The organism is Sphingobium sp. (assembly GCF_035511395.1).
Taxonomy (GTDB): Bacteria; Pseudomonadota; Alphaproteobacteria; order Sphingomonadales; family Sphingomonadaceae; genus Sphingobium.
The window spans coordinates 1-17,314 of record NZ_DATKFP010000155.1; the positions used below are offsets into that span (position 1 = coordinate 1).

The following is a 17,314-nucleotide window of genomic DNA, read 5'->3' on the forward strand; positions in this document are numbered from 1 at the left end:
TCATGACTGCCTGGGCGGAATATTGTGGGCAGCGCAAGCCGTCACCTATGCCGAGAATGCCGGATGAGACTAATCCCGGTGCGGAGCAGCCGGAGTTGTTGACATGTACGCCCATATGACGTACATAATACCCAACGAGGAGCAGAGCCATGTTGGGCTTTCAGGACAAGATCGGTGACATCGAAGAGCGCAGCAGCGAACGGATGAATTTCCGGACGAAGCCGCGCATCAAGCGTGCCATCCAGCGCGCCGCGGCATTGGCGGGTGTCGATGATTCGGTGTTCGCGATCAACGCCGCCTATAAATCGGCGATGGAGACGATCGCAGCGCATGAGCGCACGACGCTCCAACCGGTGGACCATGAGGTGTTTTTCGCAGCGCTCGACAATCCGCCGGCTCCGACGGACAAATTGCGCGCAGCCTTTAAGCGTCACGGCGAAACGATCGCCAGCAAGTGACGGATACCGCCGCACCGCGTTTCACCATTGAGCCGCTTGATCCCGCCCGACATGATCGGGCGGGATTTTCCTGTGGGATCGAGCAGGTCGACAATTTCTTCAAGAAAACCGCGAACAAGCTGGCCAAGGCGGACAACCTGCGCGTGTTTGTCATGAGCGATCCCGAAGGAACCGTCGTCGGTTTCCACGCCCTCAATGCTCATGCGGTCGACTATACGGATCTTCCGGCCCCATATGCTCGTGCCAGGCCCGGGCATGGTCAGATACCGGCCGCCTATATATCGATGATCGGGGTCGATAAGCACCATCAGGGCCAAGGCTATGGCGGCGATTTGCTGGTCGACAGCCTCACGCGGATCGCCCGCGCCGCAGATGCAATCGGCATCGCCGTGGCAATACTCGACGTTCTCGATTGCGGTGACCCCGACCAGGTGGAGCGCCGCAAGCGCCTCTATCAGGGATATGGGTTCATCCCGCTGCCATCTAATCCGCTGCGGCTGTTCATCCCGGTAGCGACGATCCGCCAGCTGCTAGCGGGCACGTGATGGCCAAGCCGTGCGGAAAGAGGACTGGCCTGAGCCATATGCGTGCGGTATTATGGTGATACAAGTCCTTGGTCACCTTGCATAAATACCGAGGAATTATATCGGTACGTATGGAGGCTTTTGATCAGAATTGGCCGCAGTGGTTCGCCGGAAACCGCCGCTGAAATTGGGTATAGATTTGGGAATAGAGCTGGACGACAGGAAAATGGCAATGATTTCAACTATGAAATTCGGACTCCCGCTCCGCCAAAAACCTTCCCGGATATCGGTTTTCCCGCCCGATCCTTGCCCCGCTTCGAAGTGACGGCCACACCCGAGTGGCACCGGTGCGATCAGAATCCGAGATCCCGCAAGCCCCGCTCGATCATTTCCCGCACCATCGTCGGCGCGAACGGGAAGGAGCGAAGAAAGTCCCGACCGCTGAAGTCGGGAGCGATCTGCCGAACAAAGCCACGCCATCGCTGCGCGCTTTCGGCCTGACCGGCCATGTGGGTCGACAGGGCGGCGATGACGGCTATATGCTTGTGAGCGCCCGGCGATCGCGCCGCACGCTCGGCGAGGAGCGCGGCGTTTTCATGGTCGCCCAGCATCAGCCGGCTGAGTGCGCAGGTCGCGATCATCGCATAGCGGAGCGGATCCAGCGGACTGAGCGCAAGTGCAAGCGAGGCATTCTCCTCGCCGGCGACGGCATCGCCCGCCAGCGTCCTGGCCCATGCCTTGCTGTAGACGCCCTGAGCATAACTGGGGCTGATCGTCGTGGCCTGCTCCAGCCAGTCGATGCTGCCGGTCAGATCGCCCTCCAGCCATAACGACCGACCCATGTTGAAATGGCAGAAAGGATCGAGGCGATCTAGCTGCACTGCCCTTTCCGCCAGCCTATACGCGGCGGCGGCTTCCGCGGAATGATCGGCGCGATAGCCGAGAAAGGCGTTCTGGAAATGAGTGAAGGACTTGCCGGCACAGGCCCGCGCAAAATCGGGCGCCGTCTCTACCGCACGGTCGAACAGGCGGCCAGCCACCTCATTATCTGCCCGGTTGAAGCGGAACATATGATCTAGACCAATATGATAGGCCGACCATGCACTCATCTGCCCGATATCCTGGCAGCGGACTCGCTGGGCCTCGTTCTGGGCGATGCTGATTTCCAGCGTGGCGACCATGTTGGCGACGATGTCGCGCCGGATAGCATGGATATTGGCCATATCCTCTTCGTGGCGGCCTGCCCAGACGATGCCTCCGCTCTCGGTTTCGACCAGATCGGTAACGCATGAGATGCGATTGCCCGAAAATGTGATGGCGCCAGTCAGGCAATAGCGCACGCCCAGCGTTCGCCCCAGTTGCGGAAAGTCCAACTGATCGTGGCGGAAGCGGAAGGATGATCCGCGCGCGATGACGAACAGCCAGCGGAGCCTGGCGAGGTCAGCGATGAGTTCATCGGCAAGGGCGTCGGCCACGAAAGCCGCATCGTCCGACGCGCCGACCAGACGGAACGGCAGGACCGCGATGGAGGGGCGATCCCGCAGCCCATCGGTTGGGGCCGCCGCGCGCTCGGTCAGGATCGGTGCGATCGCGGCCGGGGCATCCGCGAAACCGATCTGTCCGGCAAATCGGAACCCCTTGCCATGGATGGTGCGGATCAGATGCTGTCGCTGGCCGTCGTCGCCGATCGCCTTGCGCGCGGACTTGATGCGGGCGGCGATGGCGGCTTCGGAGACGATGCGGTTGTTCCATATCTTCTCCACGATCTCGTCCTTGCTCACCATCCGGTCGGCATTGGCGACCAGCAGCGAAAGCAGAGACAGAACCTGTGGCTCCAGATGGATGGTGGCACCGCCCCTCCGAAGCTCGAAGCGCGCCGTATCTAGTTCGAAGCAGTCGAACCGGAAGATCATGATGCTTCAGCCGAGGAAATCCGAGGAATCTTCATGATTTCTCCATGCGCCCTTCAAGCATCGCTGCGCCACGCGGCCTATCGTGCCTGCATCGGGCCGACATGGCCCTTTTCATAGCATGAAGGAGAGAGAAATGCCCCTGGTTACCATCGATATCATCCGCGATGTCTTCACCCCCGAGGAAAAGCGCCAGCTGATTTCGGGCGTCACCGAAGCGGTGGTCGCGGTGGAAGGCGAAGCGATGCGCCAAGTCACCTGGGTGCGCATCCATGAAGTCGAGCAGGGAGACTGGGGCATTGGCGGCCAGTTGCTCCATGCTGCGGACGTCCATGCGCTGTCTGGAAAGATAGCGGCCTGAGCAAGTCGTTGACGGGGCCTTCGCGCCTGCCTGTGCCGCGCGGAGCCCCTCATAGAGAAGGAGAGAGAGATGAACGCAGCGAAACTGTTTCTGTCGCTGGCGATCGGTATGGCGACGCCAGCGGTCGGCAGCGCGGAAGCCATTCCCGGCGTGGTCGTGCCGTCGAGCGACCTCGACCTGTCGCGTACGGAGGATATCCGACGGTTGAAGGCGCGCATCAGCGTGACGATCCGCAAGATTTGCGCGCAACCGGACAATTCTGCGCTCGCGCTCCATTCGGAACGTCTGTGCCGTCGATCCGCCACAGTCGGCATGACGCCGCCCTCCTATCCGAGAATGTAACTCTCGAAACGGACGATAATATTGGGGTACGGGAAACGGGCGAGGCGGGATCAGTCGCCCGCGGTCCCCTTCTCCATCATCTCCATGAAGTCGCGCGCAGCATTGCGATCGGCGGCTTCTTCGAACGTCGTGTCGATATCCGGCGCCGCGTCGAGGAGAAAGAGGAAGGACCAGAGCGCGAAGCGTCGACCTTGGCCCGTTTCCAGGCCAAGGTCGACGCGCATCCGCTCAATGCCAGCGGCCATCGCTTCGGGCATCACCGCATCAAGGTCGGTGGTGCCGAAATAGCGATGCATCTGATCATCGAAATTCATGGAAGCGATAGCTCCCCAGGATCAGCCGTTCAGCCGATCCTTGACCGCCTTGGCAGGCGTGAAGGTCAGCTTCTTCGACGCGGCGATCTCGATCACGGCGCCGGTGGCGGGGTTGCGACCCTGACGCGCCGGGCTGTCCTTGACCTTAAACTTGCCAAAGCCGTTGAGCGACACTTCGTCACCCTTGGCGGCAGCGTCGGCGATGGCGCCGATCACGCTGTCGACCAGCTTGCGCGCGTCGGCCTTGCTGATGTCGTGGGATGCGGCAACCGCTTCGGCAAGATCGGTGTTGTTCATGAGGATATAAGCTCCTGATTATGGAACGGCTGGAAATAGCGGCCAGTTGGCGGCTCGTCCACGGTCTAATGATATGGAGGCCGTCGAATGAAATCAGCCGGGTCGCGAACCGGTGACCGGATTAAAATGGGGATTCGTCGGATCGAGCGGCCATAACCACGGCACTGTCATGAGGTTGACTCGCATTTGTATTGCCGGGCGAGCCTGCCTAAGAAGAGCGTCCACAGCAGGAATGACGACGCCGCATGGACGATCCACAGAGTGATTTTGGCGGGAGCGAACCAACGATCGCCGATGTCGCGACCGTCGCGGGCGTCTCCATTCGCACCGTCTCGCGCGTCCTCAACAAGAGTCCGAAGGTCAACAAGGATACGCGCGAGCGCATCCAGGCCGCGATCGACAAGCTGAATTTCAAGCCCAGCCTGCGAGCGCGCGCACTCGCCATGGGGCGTTCGCTGCTGATCGGGATGGTGCATCATGACCGCAACGCGCTGGTACTCGACACAGTCCAGCGCGGCGTCGGGCAGGAAGCGACGGGGCGCGGCTATGAAGTGATCAGCCATGCCGTGCCGCTGACCGAGGAAAGCGGCATCGACCATATACTCGATTTCGCGCGCCGCTCGCGGGTCGATGGCCTGATCGTCCTGCCCCCCGTGTCCGGCATCGCCGGCCTGCCCGAAGCGCTGAAGGCCGAACGCGTGCATGCCGTTGCGCTCTCCTCCGTGCCGATCGCGGGCTATGGCGCCGTCCTTCTCTCTCCGGAGCGCGAGGCAGCAGGTGATGTCGCCCGTTATCTCCTGTCGCTTGGCCATCGCCACATCGCGATGATCACCGGCCCGCAGGCGATGATGTCCGCCTGCGAACGCCGGCAGGGCTTCATTGCGGCGCTGGAGGAAGCGGACACGCCGCTGCTGGGCGAGATCGAGGGCGACTATAGCCTGGCCGCCGGGATCGCGGCCGCCCGTGCGCTGCTGTCGCTGCCCACCCCGCCGACCGCCATCTTCGCCGCCAATGACATCATGGCCGCCGGCGTGCTGAAGGTCGCGGCGGAACGCGGTATCGCCGTGCCAGCTACCCTGTCGGTGGTCGGCTTCGACGGTAGCCTGCTAGCGGAGATGCTGACCCCCTCGCTCACCACCGTCGTGCGTCCTTTCGGCGAGATGGCGCATATCGCGACCCGCCACCTGATCGACCTGATCGAAGGCGAACCACCGGTTGAACTGGCGGTCCCGCCGCTCGCCTTGCGGGAATCCCAATCCAGCGCGCCGCCGCCCGCCTGATATGCCGCCACTGGACTCTGCATCCACCTTCACTATATACCGCTCGGTATGGAAATGGCTACACATAGCGGACGCGGGCGTCCTCGGGAGTTCGATCCCGAAGAAGCGCTCACGGCTGCGCTCGAGGTTTTCTGGCGCCGTGGCTACGAAGCTGCGTCGCTGGCCGAACTCACCGAAGCGATGGGCATCACCAAGCCCAGCCTTTACGCCTGCTTCGGCAACAAGGAAGCCCTGTTCCGCAAAGCGCTCGACCTCTATGAGCGCGACAAGCTCTGCTATGTGAAATCCGCGCTCGAAGCGCCTACGTCCAAAGCGGTGGCGGAACGGTTGCTACGGGGGGGCCTGGCGATCCAGACCAACAGCACCGACCCCAAGGGCTGCATGGGCGTCATCAGTTCGGTGGGCGGTACTGCCCATTCGGAATGTATCCGCGACGAGGTGATCGCCCGCCGCGCTTCGTCTGACCGCGCGCTCCTCGAACGGTTCGAGCGCGCGCGTGAGGAAGGCGACCTGCCCGACCATGTCGAACCGCAGGCGCTGGCCTGCTATTTGTCGACCGTCATGCAGGGCATGGCCGTGCAGGCCAGCGCGGGCGTGCCGGCCGAACGGCTGGAAACGCTGATCGAAACCACGCTTTCCATGTGGCCCGGCCGCTGACGCGGCCCGACTTCTTTCGTTTCAAGCCTGCCTGAAATTATTTTCGCCCTCGTAGCATCCACCCCCTTGAAAATGCTGCACCGCGAATAAAATACCTGCCGGTACAAAATAAAGGTTGACCAGCAAGGTCACGTTAATATATACCGATCAGTATAGAACTGGCTGGGTACAGGCCCAGGGAGGTCATCATGCGGTACAATCTCAAACACAGGCGCTGTTGCTGACGGCGGCGTAAGGGGCAGCTTCCCGGCGACGGGAGCATCCTGATCCACATCTCTCGATCTTTCCACTGACGCGCCAACCGGCGCGCGCAGACAGGATCGTTCGCGCAAATTTCGGGCGCAAGGCACGGGACGCGACGGCGCGGTTCCGGTCGTAGACACGCGTCCTCATCCTATCGGGAAGGAAATCGCCATGGCATTTCTGGATTTCGCACAGCCGCTCGCCGGCCCGCAGATGGCCATGGGCGCCAGCATCGCCCAGACCGTCGTTCGGGCGACGGAACCGGCCGGATTTTCGACGGAGGAATGGCAGATCGTTTCGCTCGCTCGCTCGGACGGGCTGCGCTCGCTCCAGGGACCGGGCCGGTTCGCGCGCCTGCGCCGCTGGATTTTTGGCGAGGAAATCAATCTGACCCTTGCCAGCGAACGGCTGGAAGCGCTGCGTCGCCTGGCCGTCGAGGCCTGGCACAAGGGCTATGCCGTTTCGCTGTCCGGCCTTGCCGCCTTCCGCGCAGCCGGCTTCTCCACCGCACAATTAGAGCTTCTGCTCGCCACCATCAGCGCGGGCCGTTCGGCTCGCGGACGCCGGAGTTTTGCATGAACCAGCACACGAAAATCACTGCCGACGCCGAATATTCGGACGCCGGCGCGCAGCCCAAACGCCGATGGTCCCGTCGTCATGGCGGGATCGCCGCCATCGCTGCAATTGCCATCCTGGGCGCCGGCTGGAAGCTGCTCGACCAGCCGCAGGCACAGGCATCGGCCGCCCCGCTGGCGGCGGTCGGCGTTTCCGCGCCGCTCGCCCGCAGCGTGACGCAATGGGATGATTATGTCGGCCGCTTCGCCCCCAGCCAGACGGTGGAAATCCGCCCGCGCGTATCGGGCGCAGTGACCGCCATCCATTTCCGCGACGGCGATGTCGTCCGGCAGGGGCAATTGCTCTTCACTATCGACCAGCGCCCCTTCCTCGCCGCTCTCGCAGAAGCGCGGGCCAGCAGCGCATCGGCCCGCAGCGCCCTGCTGCTGGCGCAGAATGACTTTGCCCGCGTCCAGCGCCTCAGCGGCGACGAAGCGGTGTCGGCCAGCGAAGTCGACTCGCTCCGCTCACGGCTTCAGGCCGCGCAGGCCGCCCTCGCCGGGGCACAGGCGCGCGAACGCAGCCGCGCGCTCGACGTCGAATTCACGCAGGTGCGCGCGCCCATTTCCGGCCGCGTCTCCGATCGCCGCGTCGACATCGGCAATCTGGTGGCCGGGGCGGAAGGTACCGGCGCGACCCTGCTGACTACGGTCAACAAGCTCGACCCCATCTATTTCAACTTCGATGCCTCCGAAGCGCTCTACCTCAAGTCGCAGCGCGACAAAGGCGTGGAAGGCGCGGTCGAGGTGCGTTTGCAGGATGAAGCCGAATATCGCCACAAGGGCCGGCTCGACTTCACCGATAATGGCCTCGATCCGCGTTCTGGCACGATCCGCATCCGCGCCGTGTTCGACAATCCGGGCAATTTCCTGACCCCCGGCCTCTTCGGCAACATGCGCCTTGCCAATGGGGGCAGGGCCAATGCCCTGTTGGTCCCGGACGAGGCGATCCAGTCCGATCAGGCGCGCAAGACCGTGCTGGTCGTGGGCAAGGATGACAGCGTCACGGCAAAGCCGGTGGAGCTTGGTCCGATCGTCGACGGGCTGCGGATCATCCGTTCGGGCCTTGATCCCAAGGACCGCGTGATCGTCTCCAACATCCAGGCCGCCATGCCCGGCGCGAAGGTGGCGGCGAAGGCGGCCGCGATCCGGCCGACCCCCGCCCCGGTCACGCCGGTCGACAGCATCGCGCCGGTGGCGGCGCAGGCGACCTTCGCACGGTAACTAGAACCCTCCCTTCACACGGGAGGGGCCAGCTCAAATTTCTCTGCCCGTGATCCGGCACCCGCCGGATCGCGCGGCATCCCTTTCGCTCGTTCGCAAAGGATGATCCGATGCGCTTCTCCCGTTTCTTCATCGACCGGCCGATCTTCGCCGCCGTCATAGCGGTGGTCATCACCGTGGTCGGCGCGCTCGCCTTCATCGGCCTGCCGGTGTCCCAATATCCCGACATCGTGCCCCCCACGGTCACGGTTTCCGCTCAATATCCCGGCGCATCGGCGGAAACGGTCGCATCGACCGTCGCCGCGCCGATCGAGCAGGAAATCAACGGCGTCGACGACATGCTCTACCAGAGCAGCCAGTCGACCGGCGACGGCAAGGTCGTCGTCACCGTCACCTTCAAGATCGGCACCGACCTCGATGCCGCGCAGGTGCTGGTGCAGAACCGCGTCGCCGTCGCCATCCCGCGCCTGCCCGAAGAAGTGCAGCGCCTTGGCGTCGTGACCCGCAAGACCACGCCCGAATTCCTGATGGTCGTGAACCTGCAATCGCCCGACGGCACGTTCGACCGCAATTACCTGTCCAACTATGCGCTGACGCAGGTGCGCGACCGCCTCGCCCGTCTCGACGGCGTGGGCGACGTGCAACTGTTCGGCTCGCGCGATTATGCGATGCGCATCTGGATCGATCCCGACCGCGCCGCCGCGCTGGACCTGACGGCGGGCGAGATCGTCTCGGCGCTGCGCGCCCAGAACGTGCAGGTATCGGCCGGCTCGATCGGCCAGCCCCCCTATGATCGCGGCGAAGCCTTCCAGCTTGGCGTCGAGATGCAGGGCCGCCTGACCGAACCGCAGCAATTCTCCAACATCGTCATCCGCACCGACGCCACCGGGCATCAGGTGCGCGTCAGCGATGTCGCGCGCGTGGAACTGGGCGCGCAGGATTATGGCATCAACACCTATCTGTCGAACAAGCCCACCGTCGTCATCGCGGTGATGCAGCGCCCCGGCTCCAACGCGCTCGACGCAGCGGAAAAGGTGAAGGCGGAAATGGACGGCCTGTCCAAGCGCTTCCCCAAGGGGCTTGAATATAGCGTCATCTACAACCCCACCGAATTCATCAGCCAGTCGATCGACGCCGTCTATCACACGCTGATCGAAGCCGTGCTGCTGGTGGTTCTGGTCATCCTCGTCTTCCTCCAGAACTGGCGCGCGGCGATCATCCCGATCATCGCCATCCCCGTGTCGCTGATCGGCACGGCCACGATCCTTGCGGGTCTAGGCTACAGCCTCAACAACCTGTCGCTCTTCGGCCTTGTCCTCGCCATCGGCATCGTCGTCGACGACGCCATCGTCGTGGTCGAGAATGTCGAGCGCAACATAGAAAACGGCATGTCCCCGCTGGAGGCTGCCCGCACCTCCATGGACGAAGTGTCGACCGCGCTCGTCGCGATCGTGCTGGTGCTCTGCGCGGTGTTCGTGCCGACGCTCTTCATCACCGGCATTTCCGGCGCCTTCTACCAGCAGTTCGCCGTCACCATCTCGACCGCGACGATCATCTCGCTGATCCTCTCGCTCACCCTGTCGCCCGCTGCCGCCGCCCTCCTGCTAAAGGAAAAGCACGGCCCGCGCGACCGCAGCGGCGATCCGGTCTGGCGGCAGAAGCTGGGCGTGGCCGTCGATGCATTCAACACCGGTTTCGACCGGATGAGCGCGGGCTATGGTCGCCTCACCCGCTTCCTCGTCGCCCGTCCCAAGAAGATGCTGCTGACCTATTCCGGCCTGATTGCCGCTACCATCGCCCTGTTCTGGGTGACGCCCGGCGGCTTCATCCCGGCGCAGGACCAGGGCTATTTCCTGGCGGTCGTGCAGTTGCCCTCCGGCGCCTCGCTCGAACGCACCGACAAGGTGACGCGCGAAGTGGCGGAGAAGATCCTGCCGGTGAAGGGCCTGCGCGGCGCGGTCATGTTCGCCGGTTTCCATGGCCCCTCGCAGACGCAGGCGCCCAACAGCGCGGCGATCTACTTTCCCTTCAAGAGCTTTGCCGAGCGCAAGGCGGAAGGCGTCACCTATGCCGGCATCATGGAACAGGCGAACAAGGCCGTCGCCGGCTATGACAAGGCGCGCATCCTGCTCGTTCCCCCGCCGCTCATTCAGGGCATCGGTTCGGCCGGTGGCTATCGGATGATGCTGGAGGATCGCGAGGATCGCGGCTACGCCGAACTCAACAAGGTCGCGCAGGACATGATCGCCAAGGCGAACCAGTCCCCCAGCCTCGCCATGGTCTACACCCTGTTCGACGTCGGCACGCCGCGCGTCTACGCAGACGTCGACCGGCGTAAGGCAGACCTGCTGGGCGTGCCCCCCGAACGCATCTTCGAAGCGATGCAGGTCTATCTGGGGTCGGCGTTCGTCAACGACTTCAACCTGCTGGGCCGCACCTATCGCGTGACCGCGCAGGCCGATGCCGATCATCGCGGCACCGTGGCCGACATCGCCAACCTCAAGACCCGGTCGAACAGCGGCCAGATGGTGCCGATCGGTTCCGTCTCGACCTTCAAGGACAAAACCGGCCCCTATCGCGTGGTCCGCTACAACCTGCTGCCAGCGGTGGAAATCGACGGCGACACGGCGCCGGGCTATTCGTCGGGCCAGTCGCTGACCACCATGGAGAAGCTCGCAGAAGCCGCGCCTGCTGGTTATGGCAGCGAATGGACGGGCGTCGCCTATCAGCAGGTCATCGCGGGCAATACCGCAGGGCTGGTGTTCGGCATGGCGGTCTTCTTCGTCTTCCTCGTGCTGGCGGCGCAATATGAAAGCCTGACGCTGCCGCTGTCGATCATCCTGATCGTGCCGATGTGTCTGTTCGCGGCCATGCTGGGCGTGAACCTGCGGGGAATGGACAACAACATCCTGACGCAGATCGGTCTGGTCGTGCTGATCGCCCTTGCCGCGAAGAACGCCATCCTGGTGGTCGAATTCGCCAAGCAGGCTGAGGACGAACAGGGCTTGTCGCCGGTCGAAGCCGCGGTTCAGGCGGCCCAGACCCGCCTGCGCCCGATCCTGATGACCAGCTTCGCCTTCATCCTCGGCGCTGTGCCGCTGGTGATCGCGAGCGGGGCCGGTGCGGAGCTACGGCAGGCGCTGGGCACTGCGGTCTTCTTCGGCATGGCCGGTGTCACCGCCTTCGGCCTGCTCTTCACCCCCACCTTCTATGTCGTGTGCCGCGCGCTGGGCGATCGCTTCGCCCGCCGCCGGCGCGGGCAAGCTGATGCTGCGGCATTGCAGCCGGCCGAATAAGGACAAAAGCCATGACAAGGAACTTCATCGCCTTGCTGCTCGGCGCCAGCGCCCTCACGGCCTGCGCCGCCGGGCCGGACTATAAGGCACCCGCCACCCCGACCACGGCCGCCGCCCCCTTCATCGGGGCAGCGAACCCGGCGGTCGCCCAGGCACCCGCCGACGATCATTGGTGGCGGCTCTACAACGACCCGCTGCTCGACGGGCTGGTCAAGGATGCACTGTCGGCCAATACCGACATCCGCGTCGCCGTCGCCCGCCTGGAACGCGCCCGCGCCCAGTTGCGCGGTGCCCGCTCCGACCGGCTGCCCAGCACCACGCTCAGCGGATCGCCGACCTACGGCCGCGCCTCGCAGGCCCAGACCCTGCCCGGCATGGACCGGGAAAACTGGACCGTCGATATGGGGCTGGACGTCGCTTATGAGGTCGACCTGTTCGGCCGGGTGAAGCGCAGCATAGAGGCCGCGCGCGGCGACGCCGGTGCGGCGCAGGCCGACGCTGACGCAGTCAAGGTCGCGGTCGTCGCCGACACAGTCCGCGCCTATGTCGACGCCACCGCCTCGGCCCAGCGCATCGCGGTCGCGCAACGGACGGTCGACCTGCTCGACCAGTCGCTCCGCATCGCGCAGGCCCGCTTCGATGTCGGCCGGTCCGACCGGCTCGACGTGATCCGTATCACCTCGCTGCGCGACCAGCAAAGGGCGCTTATCCCCTCGCTGGTGGCGGATCGCAATGCGGCGCTCTTCCGCCTCGCGACGCTGACCGGCCGCACCCCGCAGGATCTGCCCGCGACCGTCCGCGACGCCAAGGTCACGCCCGACCTCAGCCAACCCATCCCGGTGGGTGACGGTCAGGCGCTGCTCGCCCGTCGCCCCGACGTGCGCGCAGCCGAACAACGGCTGGCGGGAGACACGGCGCGGATCGGCGTGGCGACCGCCGCCCTATACCCCCGCATCACGCTGGGCGGATCGATCAGCACCACGGCGATCGGGGGCGGCGACATCTTCGGCGGCGGCCCGCTCAACTGGCTGCTGGGACCGCTCATCAGCTGGGCTTTCCCCAATCAGGAGGCCAACCGCGCCCGCATCGCGGCGGCGCGGGCCGATGGCGACGCGGCGCTCGCGACCTTCGACGGCACGGTGCTGCGTGCGCTGGAGGAAACGGAAACCGCCCTCTCCACCTACGCCAACGCCCTGCAACGCCGCGCCGCGCTCCAGACCGCACGCGATGAAGCCGCCCGCGCCGCCCGCATCAGCACCGCCCGCCAGCGGGAGGGGCAGATCGACTTCCTGACCGTCCTCGACGCGCTGCGCACCCAGGCAGCCGCCGACGCCGATCTCGCCGCCGCCAACCGTGCGGTCGCCTTCGCGCAGGTCGACCTGTTCCGCGCGCTCGGCGGCGGCTGGACCATAATCTAGATCAAGTCATGGCGGGGACGTTTCTTGCGCCCCCGCCATGAGATGGTCACCTGTTCTTACTGTTATTTGCGCCGGTCCGATTAGGCGTGAATGGGGCAACTGGCAGAAAGGGACAACATGTGGTGGCCTAGCCATGTCAAATTGCAGCAAAATTTCAGCCGACGACGCTAACCGCAAAATTCCGTATTCACCGTATCGAATTGTCTAAGGTACTGATTTTGGGCCAGTTAATTTTTCGCTATTGATTTTCACCGCCGTTGACACCGGCCCGCCGACCCGCCAAAGGAAATATTCGCGCTACAAAGGGGCGCCCAGAGAAACGGGGCAAAGTGTCTATCAAAGCTGTAATCCTTGCAGGCGGACTTGGAACGCGCCTGGGGGAAGAGACCTCCGTCCGGCCCAAGCCGATGGTAGAGGTCGGGGGAATGCCCATCCTGTGGCATATCATGAAAATCTATTCGAGCCATGGCGTCAATGATTTCGTGATCTGCCTTGGCTACAAAGGCTATATGATCAAGGAGTATTTCGCGAATTACTTCTTGCACATGGCCGACGTTACCATCGACCTCTCCAAGAACAACATGGAAGTCCATGAAAATTGGAGCGAGCCATGGCGGATCACCCTTGTGGAAACCGGGATGGATGCGATGACCGGTGGCCGCCTGAAGGCCGTGCGCCGTTATCTCGATCCCGACCAGCCTTTCTGCTTCACCTATGGCGACGGCGTGGCCGATGTCGACGTGTCGGCGCAACTGGCATTCCACAAGGAGCATGGACGGAAGGCGACGATCACCGCCGTCTCTCCTCCGGGGCGCTTCGGTGCGTTGGAGTTCGAGGGCAATCTCGTCCGCAGCTTCAAGGAAAAGCCTGCCGGTGACGGAGGCCTGATCAATGGCGGCTTCTTCGTGCTCGATCCGTCCGTCGTGGATCTGATTGACGCGCATGATACGATCTGGGAGCGTGAGCCGCTGGAAAAGCTCGCGACCTCGGGTGAATTGGTCGCCTACCATCATGAAGGCTTTTGGCAGCCGATGGACACGCTGCGCGACAAGCAGCACCTGGAGGAATTGTGGCAGAAGGGAGCGCCCTGGAAATCATGGTGAGCGAGACTTTCTGGCGGGGGCGCAGGGTCTTTCTCACAGGGCATACCGGCTTCAAGGGAAGCTGGCTTGCCATGTGGCTGGCGCAGATGGGTGCGGAAGTTACCGGCTTCTCCCTTCCCGCGGACGAGATCAGCCTGTTCCGTCAGGCGCGCGTCCAGGACGGGCTGACCCATATCGAAGGCGACATCCGCGACATGGCCGCGGTGGACAACGCAGTGGCGCGGGCGCGCCCGGAAGTCCTGTTCCACCTCGCGGCACAGCCGCTGGTGCGCCTGTCCTACGACTGTCCCACCGAAACCTTCGCGACCAATGTGCAGGGGACTGCGCATGTGCTCGATGCGTGCCGCCGTGTCGCCGATCTGAAAGCGATCGTCTGCGTCACCAGCGACAAATGCTATGAGAACCGCGAATGGGTCTGGCCCTATCGCGAAAGCGATCCGATGGGCGGTCATGACCCCTACAGCGCCAGCAAGGGCGCGGCAGAACTGGTGATCGCCTCCTATCGCCGCAGCTTCTTCAGCCAGGGGCCGCTGCTTGCATCGGTGCGCGCAGGCAATGTGATCGGCGGCGGTGACTGGGCGGCCGACCGGCTGATCCCGGACATCGTCCGCGCGCTGATCGACGGCAAGGCGCCCTTCATCCGCTCGCCCGGTTCCATTCGCCCATGGCAGCATGTGCTGGAGGCGCTGGGGGGGTATCTGATGATCGCGCAGCATCTCGCGCAAGACGGGGCTTGGGCGGCAACCGGCTGGAATTTCGGCCCGGCCGACGACGACACCCAGCCGGTGAGTTGGATCGCCGACCGCATGTGTACGGCCTGGGGCGGGCCGTCCTGGTACACCGAGGAACAGGCGCAGCCGCATGAGGCGAAGATCCTGAAGCTCGACTGTTCCAAGGCGCGCACCGAATTGGGATGGCGCCCCGCGCTCCGATTGCAGGAAGCGCTGGACTATATCGTTGCGTGGCATCGCTCCGTCGCAGAAGGCGGTGATGCGGCGCAAGTTTCCTTTGCACAACTTGATGCTTATCGTAAGCAACTCGACCGTGCCCTGTCCGGGGAGAATAGGTAAATGACTGTTGAACAGCTGGCGGCCAATCCGGCTGCGCTGGCCGAAGATTGTGACGAGGCGCAGCTTCGCGCCCTCATACTCGACCTTACGGGCGAATATGCACGTCGCTTCCACGCCACCAAACCCTTCGTACCGGGCGAAAGCGCCGTTCCTGTGTCGGGCAAGGTCTATGACGAGACCGACATGCGGAACCTCGTGGACTCCTCGCTCGACTTCTGGCTGACGACCGGCCGGTTCAACGATGCGTTCGAGGCGAAGCTGGCGCAGCGCCTCGGCGTCGCCCATGCGCTGACGACCAATTCCGGCTCGTCGGCCAATCTGCTGGCGCTTTCGACGCTGACGTCGCATTATTTCCGCAGCGAGGCGCTCAAGCCGGGCGACGAAGTCATCACCGTCGCCACCGGCTTCCCGACCACGGTCAATCCGTCGCTGCAATATGGGCTGGTGCCTGTGTTCGTCGACGTCGACATTCCGACCTACAACGTCAAGCCCGACATGATCGAGGCGGCGGTCAGCGACAAGACGCGCGCGATCATGATCGCGCACACGCTGGGCAACCCGTTTGACCTGGCCGAAGTGATGCGCGTGGCCGAGAAATATAATCTCTGGGTCGTCGAGGATTGCTGCGACGCGTTGGGCGCCACCTATAATGGCCAGGGCGTCGGTACGTTCGGCCATATCGGCACGCTGAGCTTCTACCCCGCCCACCATATCACCATGGGTGAAGGCGGTGCGGTGTTCACCGACAAGCCGCGCCTGAAGCGCGTGATCGAATCCATGCGCGACTGGGGCCGCGACTGCTGGTGTGCGCCAGGCATGGACGACACCTGCGGCAAGCGCTTCGCTCGCAAGCTCGGCAGCCTGCCGATGGGCTATGATCATAAATATACTTATGGTCACGCCGGCTACAATCTCAAGATCACCGACATGCAGGCAGCCGTGGGCCTGTCGCAGCTCGGCCATCTGGACGGCTTCATCGCTGCCCGCGCGCACAATTTCGCTGGCCTGACCGAGCGCCTGCGCCAGTTCGAGGATGTGCTGATCCTGCCGGAAGCCACGCCCAACAGCGAGCCGTCCTGGTTCGGCTTCCCGATCACCATCCGTCCGGAAAGCGGCATCAACCGCGAAGCGCTGGTCCAGTATCTCAACACCCGCAAGATCGGCACCCGTCTGCTGTTCGGCGGCAACCTGCTGCGCCAGCCTTATATGAAGGGCCGCAACTACCGCGTCGTCGGAGAGTTGAGCAATGCAGACCTGGTAACAACCAACACTTTCTGGATCGGGTTGTTCCCGGGCCTGACCGACAGCCATCTGGATTATATGGCCGAAGAACTTGGCAATTTTCTGCGCAAAGGTGCCTGACAAGGCAGCGCAAAAGGGTTTTCAGGAGAAAATACGTGAACAAGCATGAAAAGCGGATGCTGGCCATCCTGGAGGAAGCCAAGGCCAATTATGGCGTCGTGGCGATCAAGGCTGAATTCGAAGCGGAAGGGACGCGCGTCGACGAACTGCTGCGCCTGCTCGAAATCACGCGCCGCGCTGGCCTGAAGGTCGCGATCAAGATCGGCGGCTGCGAAGCGATCCGCGACCTGCTGGAATGCCGCCTCTACGGTGTCGACTATATCATCGCGCCGATGGTCGAGACCCCCTACGCGCTCAAGAAGTTCATCGACGCCAAGAACAAGGTGTTCCCGGTCGATGAGCAGCAGGACATCAGCTTCCTGTTCAACGTCGAAACCCGCCAGACCTATGACCAGCTCGCCGAGATGGGCGAAGTGGCCGAAAAGGGCGGCGTGGGCATGGTCTTCGGCCGCGTCGACTTTGCCGGCTCGATGGGCCACACCCGCGATTTCGTGAACACCGATGAAATGGCTGGCTATGTGAACACCGTGGCCGACCTGTGCCGCGAACGCGGTCTGGAACTGGTGATCGGCGGCGGCGTCAGCCCCGCATCGGTCCCGCTGCTGAGCGACGCACGCGCCCGTCGCCTGGACCGCTTCGAAACCCGCAAGGTCATCTTCGACGGCTCGGTTCTGGAAAATGGCGACGCGGCCGCCGGCATGGAACTGGCGATCGAGTTCGAACTGCTGTGGCTCAAGAACAAGCGTGACTATTACAAGAGCATTTCGGCCGAAGACGAAGCGCGCATCGGAATGATGGAAGCCCGTCAGGTCGCAGCGGTCAAGGAACCGGCCTGATCCCC

General features: G+C 63.7%; 17 protein-coding genes. 14 read left to right on the plus strand and 3 right to left on the minus strand.

What is annotated here, in order from left to right:
• Positions 1 to 149: 149 nt before the first annotated feature.
• Entirely contained in the window at positions 150 to 458 is a 309-nt protein-coding gene (locus tag VMR39_RS09990; RefSeq protein WP_325415801.1) for a DUF1778 domain-containing protein, read from the plus strand.
• Complete coding sequence (locus VMR39_RS09995; RefSeq protein ID WP_325415803.1) at positions 455 to 1,003, plus strand: GNAT family N-acetyltransferase; 549 nt, start codon at positions 455 to 457, stop codon at positions 1,001 to 1,003. The genes VMR39_RS09990 and VMR39_RS09995 overlap by 4 nt, the downstream gene beginning before the upstream one ends.
• A gap of 332 nt (positions 1,004 to 1,335) precedes the next feature.
• On the opposite strand, the gene VMR39_RS10000 is transcribed toward VMR39_RS09995, so the two are convergent.
• The gene (locus VMR39_RS10000) at positions 1,336 to 2,895 is read right to left on the minus strand and encodes a winged helix-turn-helix domain-containing protein (protein ID WP_325415804.1); all 1,560 of its coding nucleotides are present in this window, start codon (positions 2,893 to 2,895) and stop codon (positions 1,336 to 1,338) included.
• A gap of 133 nt (positions 2,896 to 3,028) precedes the next feature.
• On the opposite strand from VMR39_RS10000, the gene VMR39_RS10005 reads away from it, so the two are divergent.
• Entirely contained in the window at positions 3,029 to 3,253 is a 225-nt protein-coding gene (locus VMR39_RS10005) for a tautomerase family protein (protein WP_325415805.1), read from the plus strand.
• A 69-nt stretch (positions 3,254 to 3,322) separates the two neighbouring features.
• Positions 3,323 to 3,595, plus strand: a complete 273-nt coding sequence (locus VMR39_RS10010; protein WP_325415806.1) for a UrcA family protein — start codon at positions 3,323 to 3,325, stop codon at positions 3,593 to 3,595.
• A gap of 50 nt (positions 3,596 to 3,645) precedes the next feature.
• Here the strand turns inward: VMR39_RS10010 and VMR39_RS10015 are convergent, their stop codons facing one another.
• Entirely contained in the window at positions 3,646 to 3,909 is a 264-nt protein-coding gene (locus tag VMR39_RS10015) for a hypothetical protein (protein WP_325415807.1), read from the minus strand.
• Between the two features lie 21 nt (positions 3,910 to 3,930).
• Positions 3,931 to 4,206 (minus strand): HU family DNA-binding protein, encoded by a 276-nt coding sequence (locus VMR39_RS10020; RefSeq protein WP_325415808.1) that lies wholly within the window; start codon positions 4,204 to 4,206, stop codon positions 3,931 to 3,933.
• 245 nt (positions 4,207 to 4,451) lie between these two features.
• On the opposite strand from VMR39_RS10020, the gene VMR39_RS10025 reads away from it, so the two are divergent.
• The 10 genes from VMR39_RS10025 to VMR39_RS10070 all read left to right on the plus strand — a co-directional run bounded on the left by VMR39_RS10025 (position 4,452) and on the right by VMR39_RS10070 (position 17,309).
• A complete protein-coding gene (locus tag VMR39_RS10025) occupies positions 4,452 to 5,486 on the plus strand; it encodes a LacI family DNA-binding transcriptional regulator (RefSeq protein WP_325415809.1) in 1,035 nt (344 codons plus the stop codon).
• Positions 5,487 to 5,540: 54 nt separating this feature from the next.
• Complete coding sequence (locus VMR39_RS10030; protein WP_414712487.1) at positions 5,541 to 6,143, plus strand: TetR/AcrR family transcriptional regulator; 603 nt, start codon at positions 5,541 to 5,543, stop codon at positions 6,141 to 6,143.
• 414 nt (positions 6,144 to 6,557) lie between these two features.
• On the plus strand, positions 6,558 to 6,965 hold the full coding sequence (locus VMR39_RS10035; RefSeq protein WP_325415812.1) for a hypothetical protein: 408 nt from the start codon (positions 6,558 to 6,560) through the stop codon (positions 6,963 to 6,965).
• A complete protein-coding gene (locus VMR39_RS10040) occupies positions 6,962 to 8,224 on the plus strand; it encodes an efflux RND transporter periplasmic adaptor subunit (protein WP_325415813.1) in 1,263 nt (420 codons plus the stop codon). The genes VMR39_RS10035 and VMR39_RS10040 overlap by 4 nt, the downstream gene beginning before the upstream one ends.
• 110 nt (positions 8,225 to 8,334) lie before the next feature.
• Positions 8,335 to 11,520, plus strand: coding sequence for a multidrug efflux RND transporter permease subunit (locus VMR39_RS10045; RefSeq protein ID WP_325415814.1), 3,186 nt, complete (start codon positions 8,335 to 8,337; stop codon positions 11,518 to 11,520).
• 11 nt (positions 11,521 to 11,531) lie between these two features.
• Positions 11,532 to 12,938 (plus strand): efflux transporter outer membrane subunit, encoded by a 1,407-nt coding sequence (locus VMR39_RS10050; RefSeq protein WP_325415815.1) that lies wholly within the window; start codon positions 11,532 to 11,534, stop codon positions 12,936 to 12,938.
• Positions 12,939 to 13,273: 335 nt separating this feature from the next.
• The gene (gene rfbF / locus VMR39_RS10055; protein WP_349255096.1) at positions 13,274 to 14,041 is read left to right on the plus strand and encodes a glucose-1-phosphate cytidylyltransferase; all 768 of its coding nucleotides are present in this window, start codon (positions 13,274 to 13,276) and stop codon (positions 14,039 to 14,041) included.
• A complete protein-coding gene (rfbG, locus tag VMR39_RS10060) occupies positions 14,038 to 15,111 on the plus strand; it encodes a CDP-glucose 4,6-dehydratase (RefSeq protein WP_325415817.1) in 1,074 nt (357 codons plus the stop codon). Before rfbF ends, rfbG begins: the two co-directional genes overlap by 4 nt.
• Entirely contained in the window at positions 15,112 to 16,473 is a 1,362-nt protein-coding gene (gene rfbH, locus VMR39_RS10065) for a lipopolysaccharide biosynthesis protein RfbH (RefSeq protein WP_325415818.1), read from the plus strand.
• A gap of 35 nt (positions 16,474 to 16,508) precedes the next feature.
• Positions 16,509 to 17,309, plus strand: coding sequence for an aldolase (locus tag VMR39_RS10070; protein ID WP_325415819.1), 801 nt, complete (start codon positions 16,509 to 16,511; stop codon positions 17,307 to 17,309).
• The last annotated feature ends 5 nt before the right edge of the window (positions 17,310 to 17,314 follow it).

What these genes read in the sequence shown, in the direction of transcription:
- VMR39_RS10035 (WP_325415812.1), top strand. Translation starts at nt 6,558, where the DNA reads ATGGCATTTCTGGATTTCGCACAGCCGCTCGCCGGCCCGCAGATGGCC.
- VMR39_RS10000 (WP_325415804.1), bottom strand. Translation starts at nt 2,895, where the DNA reads ATGATCTTCCGGTTCGACTGCTTCGAACTAGATACGGCGCGCTTCGAG.
- VMR39_RS10045 (WP_325415814.1), top strand. Translation starts at nt 8,335, where the DNA reads ATGCGCTTCTCCCGTTTCTTCATCGACCGGCCGATCTTCGCCGCCGTC.
- VMR39_RS09990 (WP_325415801.1), top strand. Translation starts at nt 150, where the DNA reads ATGTTGGGCTTTCAGGACAAGATCGGTGACATCGAAGAGCGCAGCAGC.
- VMR39_RS10020 (WP_325415808.1), bottom strand. Translation starts at nt 4,206, where the DNA reads ATGAACAACACCGATCTTGCCGAAGCGGTTGCCGCATCCCACGACATC.
- VMR39_RS10025 (WP_325415809.1), top strand. Translation starts at nt 4,452, where the DNA reads ATGGACGATCCACAGAGTGATTTTGGCGGGAGCGAACCAACGATCGCC.
- VMR39_RS10050 (WP_325415815.1), top strand. Translation starts at nt 11,532, where the DNA reads ATGACAAGGAACTTCATCGCCTTGCTGCTCGGCGCCAGCGCCCTCACG.
- rfbH (WP_325415818.1), top strand. Translation starts at nt 15,112, where the DNA reads ATGACTGTTGAACAGCTGGCGGCCAATCCGGCTGCGCTGGCCGAAGAT.
- VMR39_RS10010 (WP_325415806.1), top strand. Translation starts at nt 3,323, where the DNA reads ATGAACGCAGCGAAACTGTTTCTGTCGCTGGCGATCGGTATGGCGACG.
- VMR39_RS10005 (WP_325415805.1), top strand. Translation starts at nt 3,029, where the DNA reads ATGCCCCTGGTTACCATCGATATCATCCGCGATGTCTTCACCCCCGAG.
- VMR39_RS10015 (WP_325415807.1), bottom strand. Translation starts at nt 3,909, where the DNA reads ATGAATTTCGATGATCAGATGCATCGCTATTTCGGCACCACCGACCTT.
- VMR39_RS10040 (WP_325415813.1), top strand. Translation starts at nt 6,962, where the DNA reads ATGAACCAGCACACGAAAATCACTGCCGACGCCGAATATTCGGACGCC.
- VMR39_RS10030 (WP_414712487.1), top strand. Translation starts at nt 5,541, where the DNA reads ATGGCTACACATAGCGGACGCGGGCGTCCTCGGGAGTTCGATCCCGAA.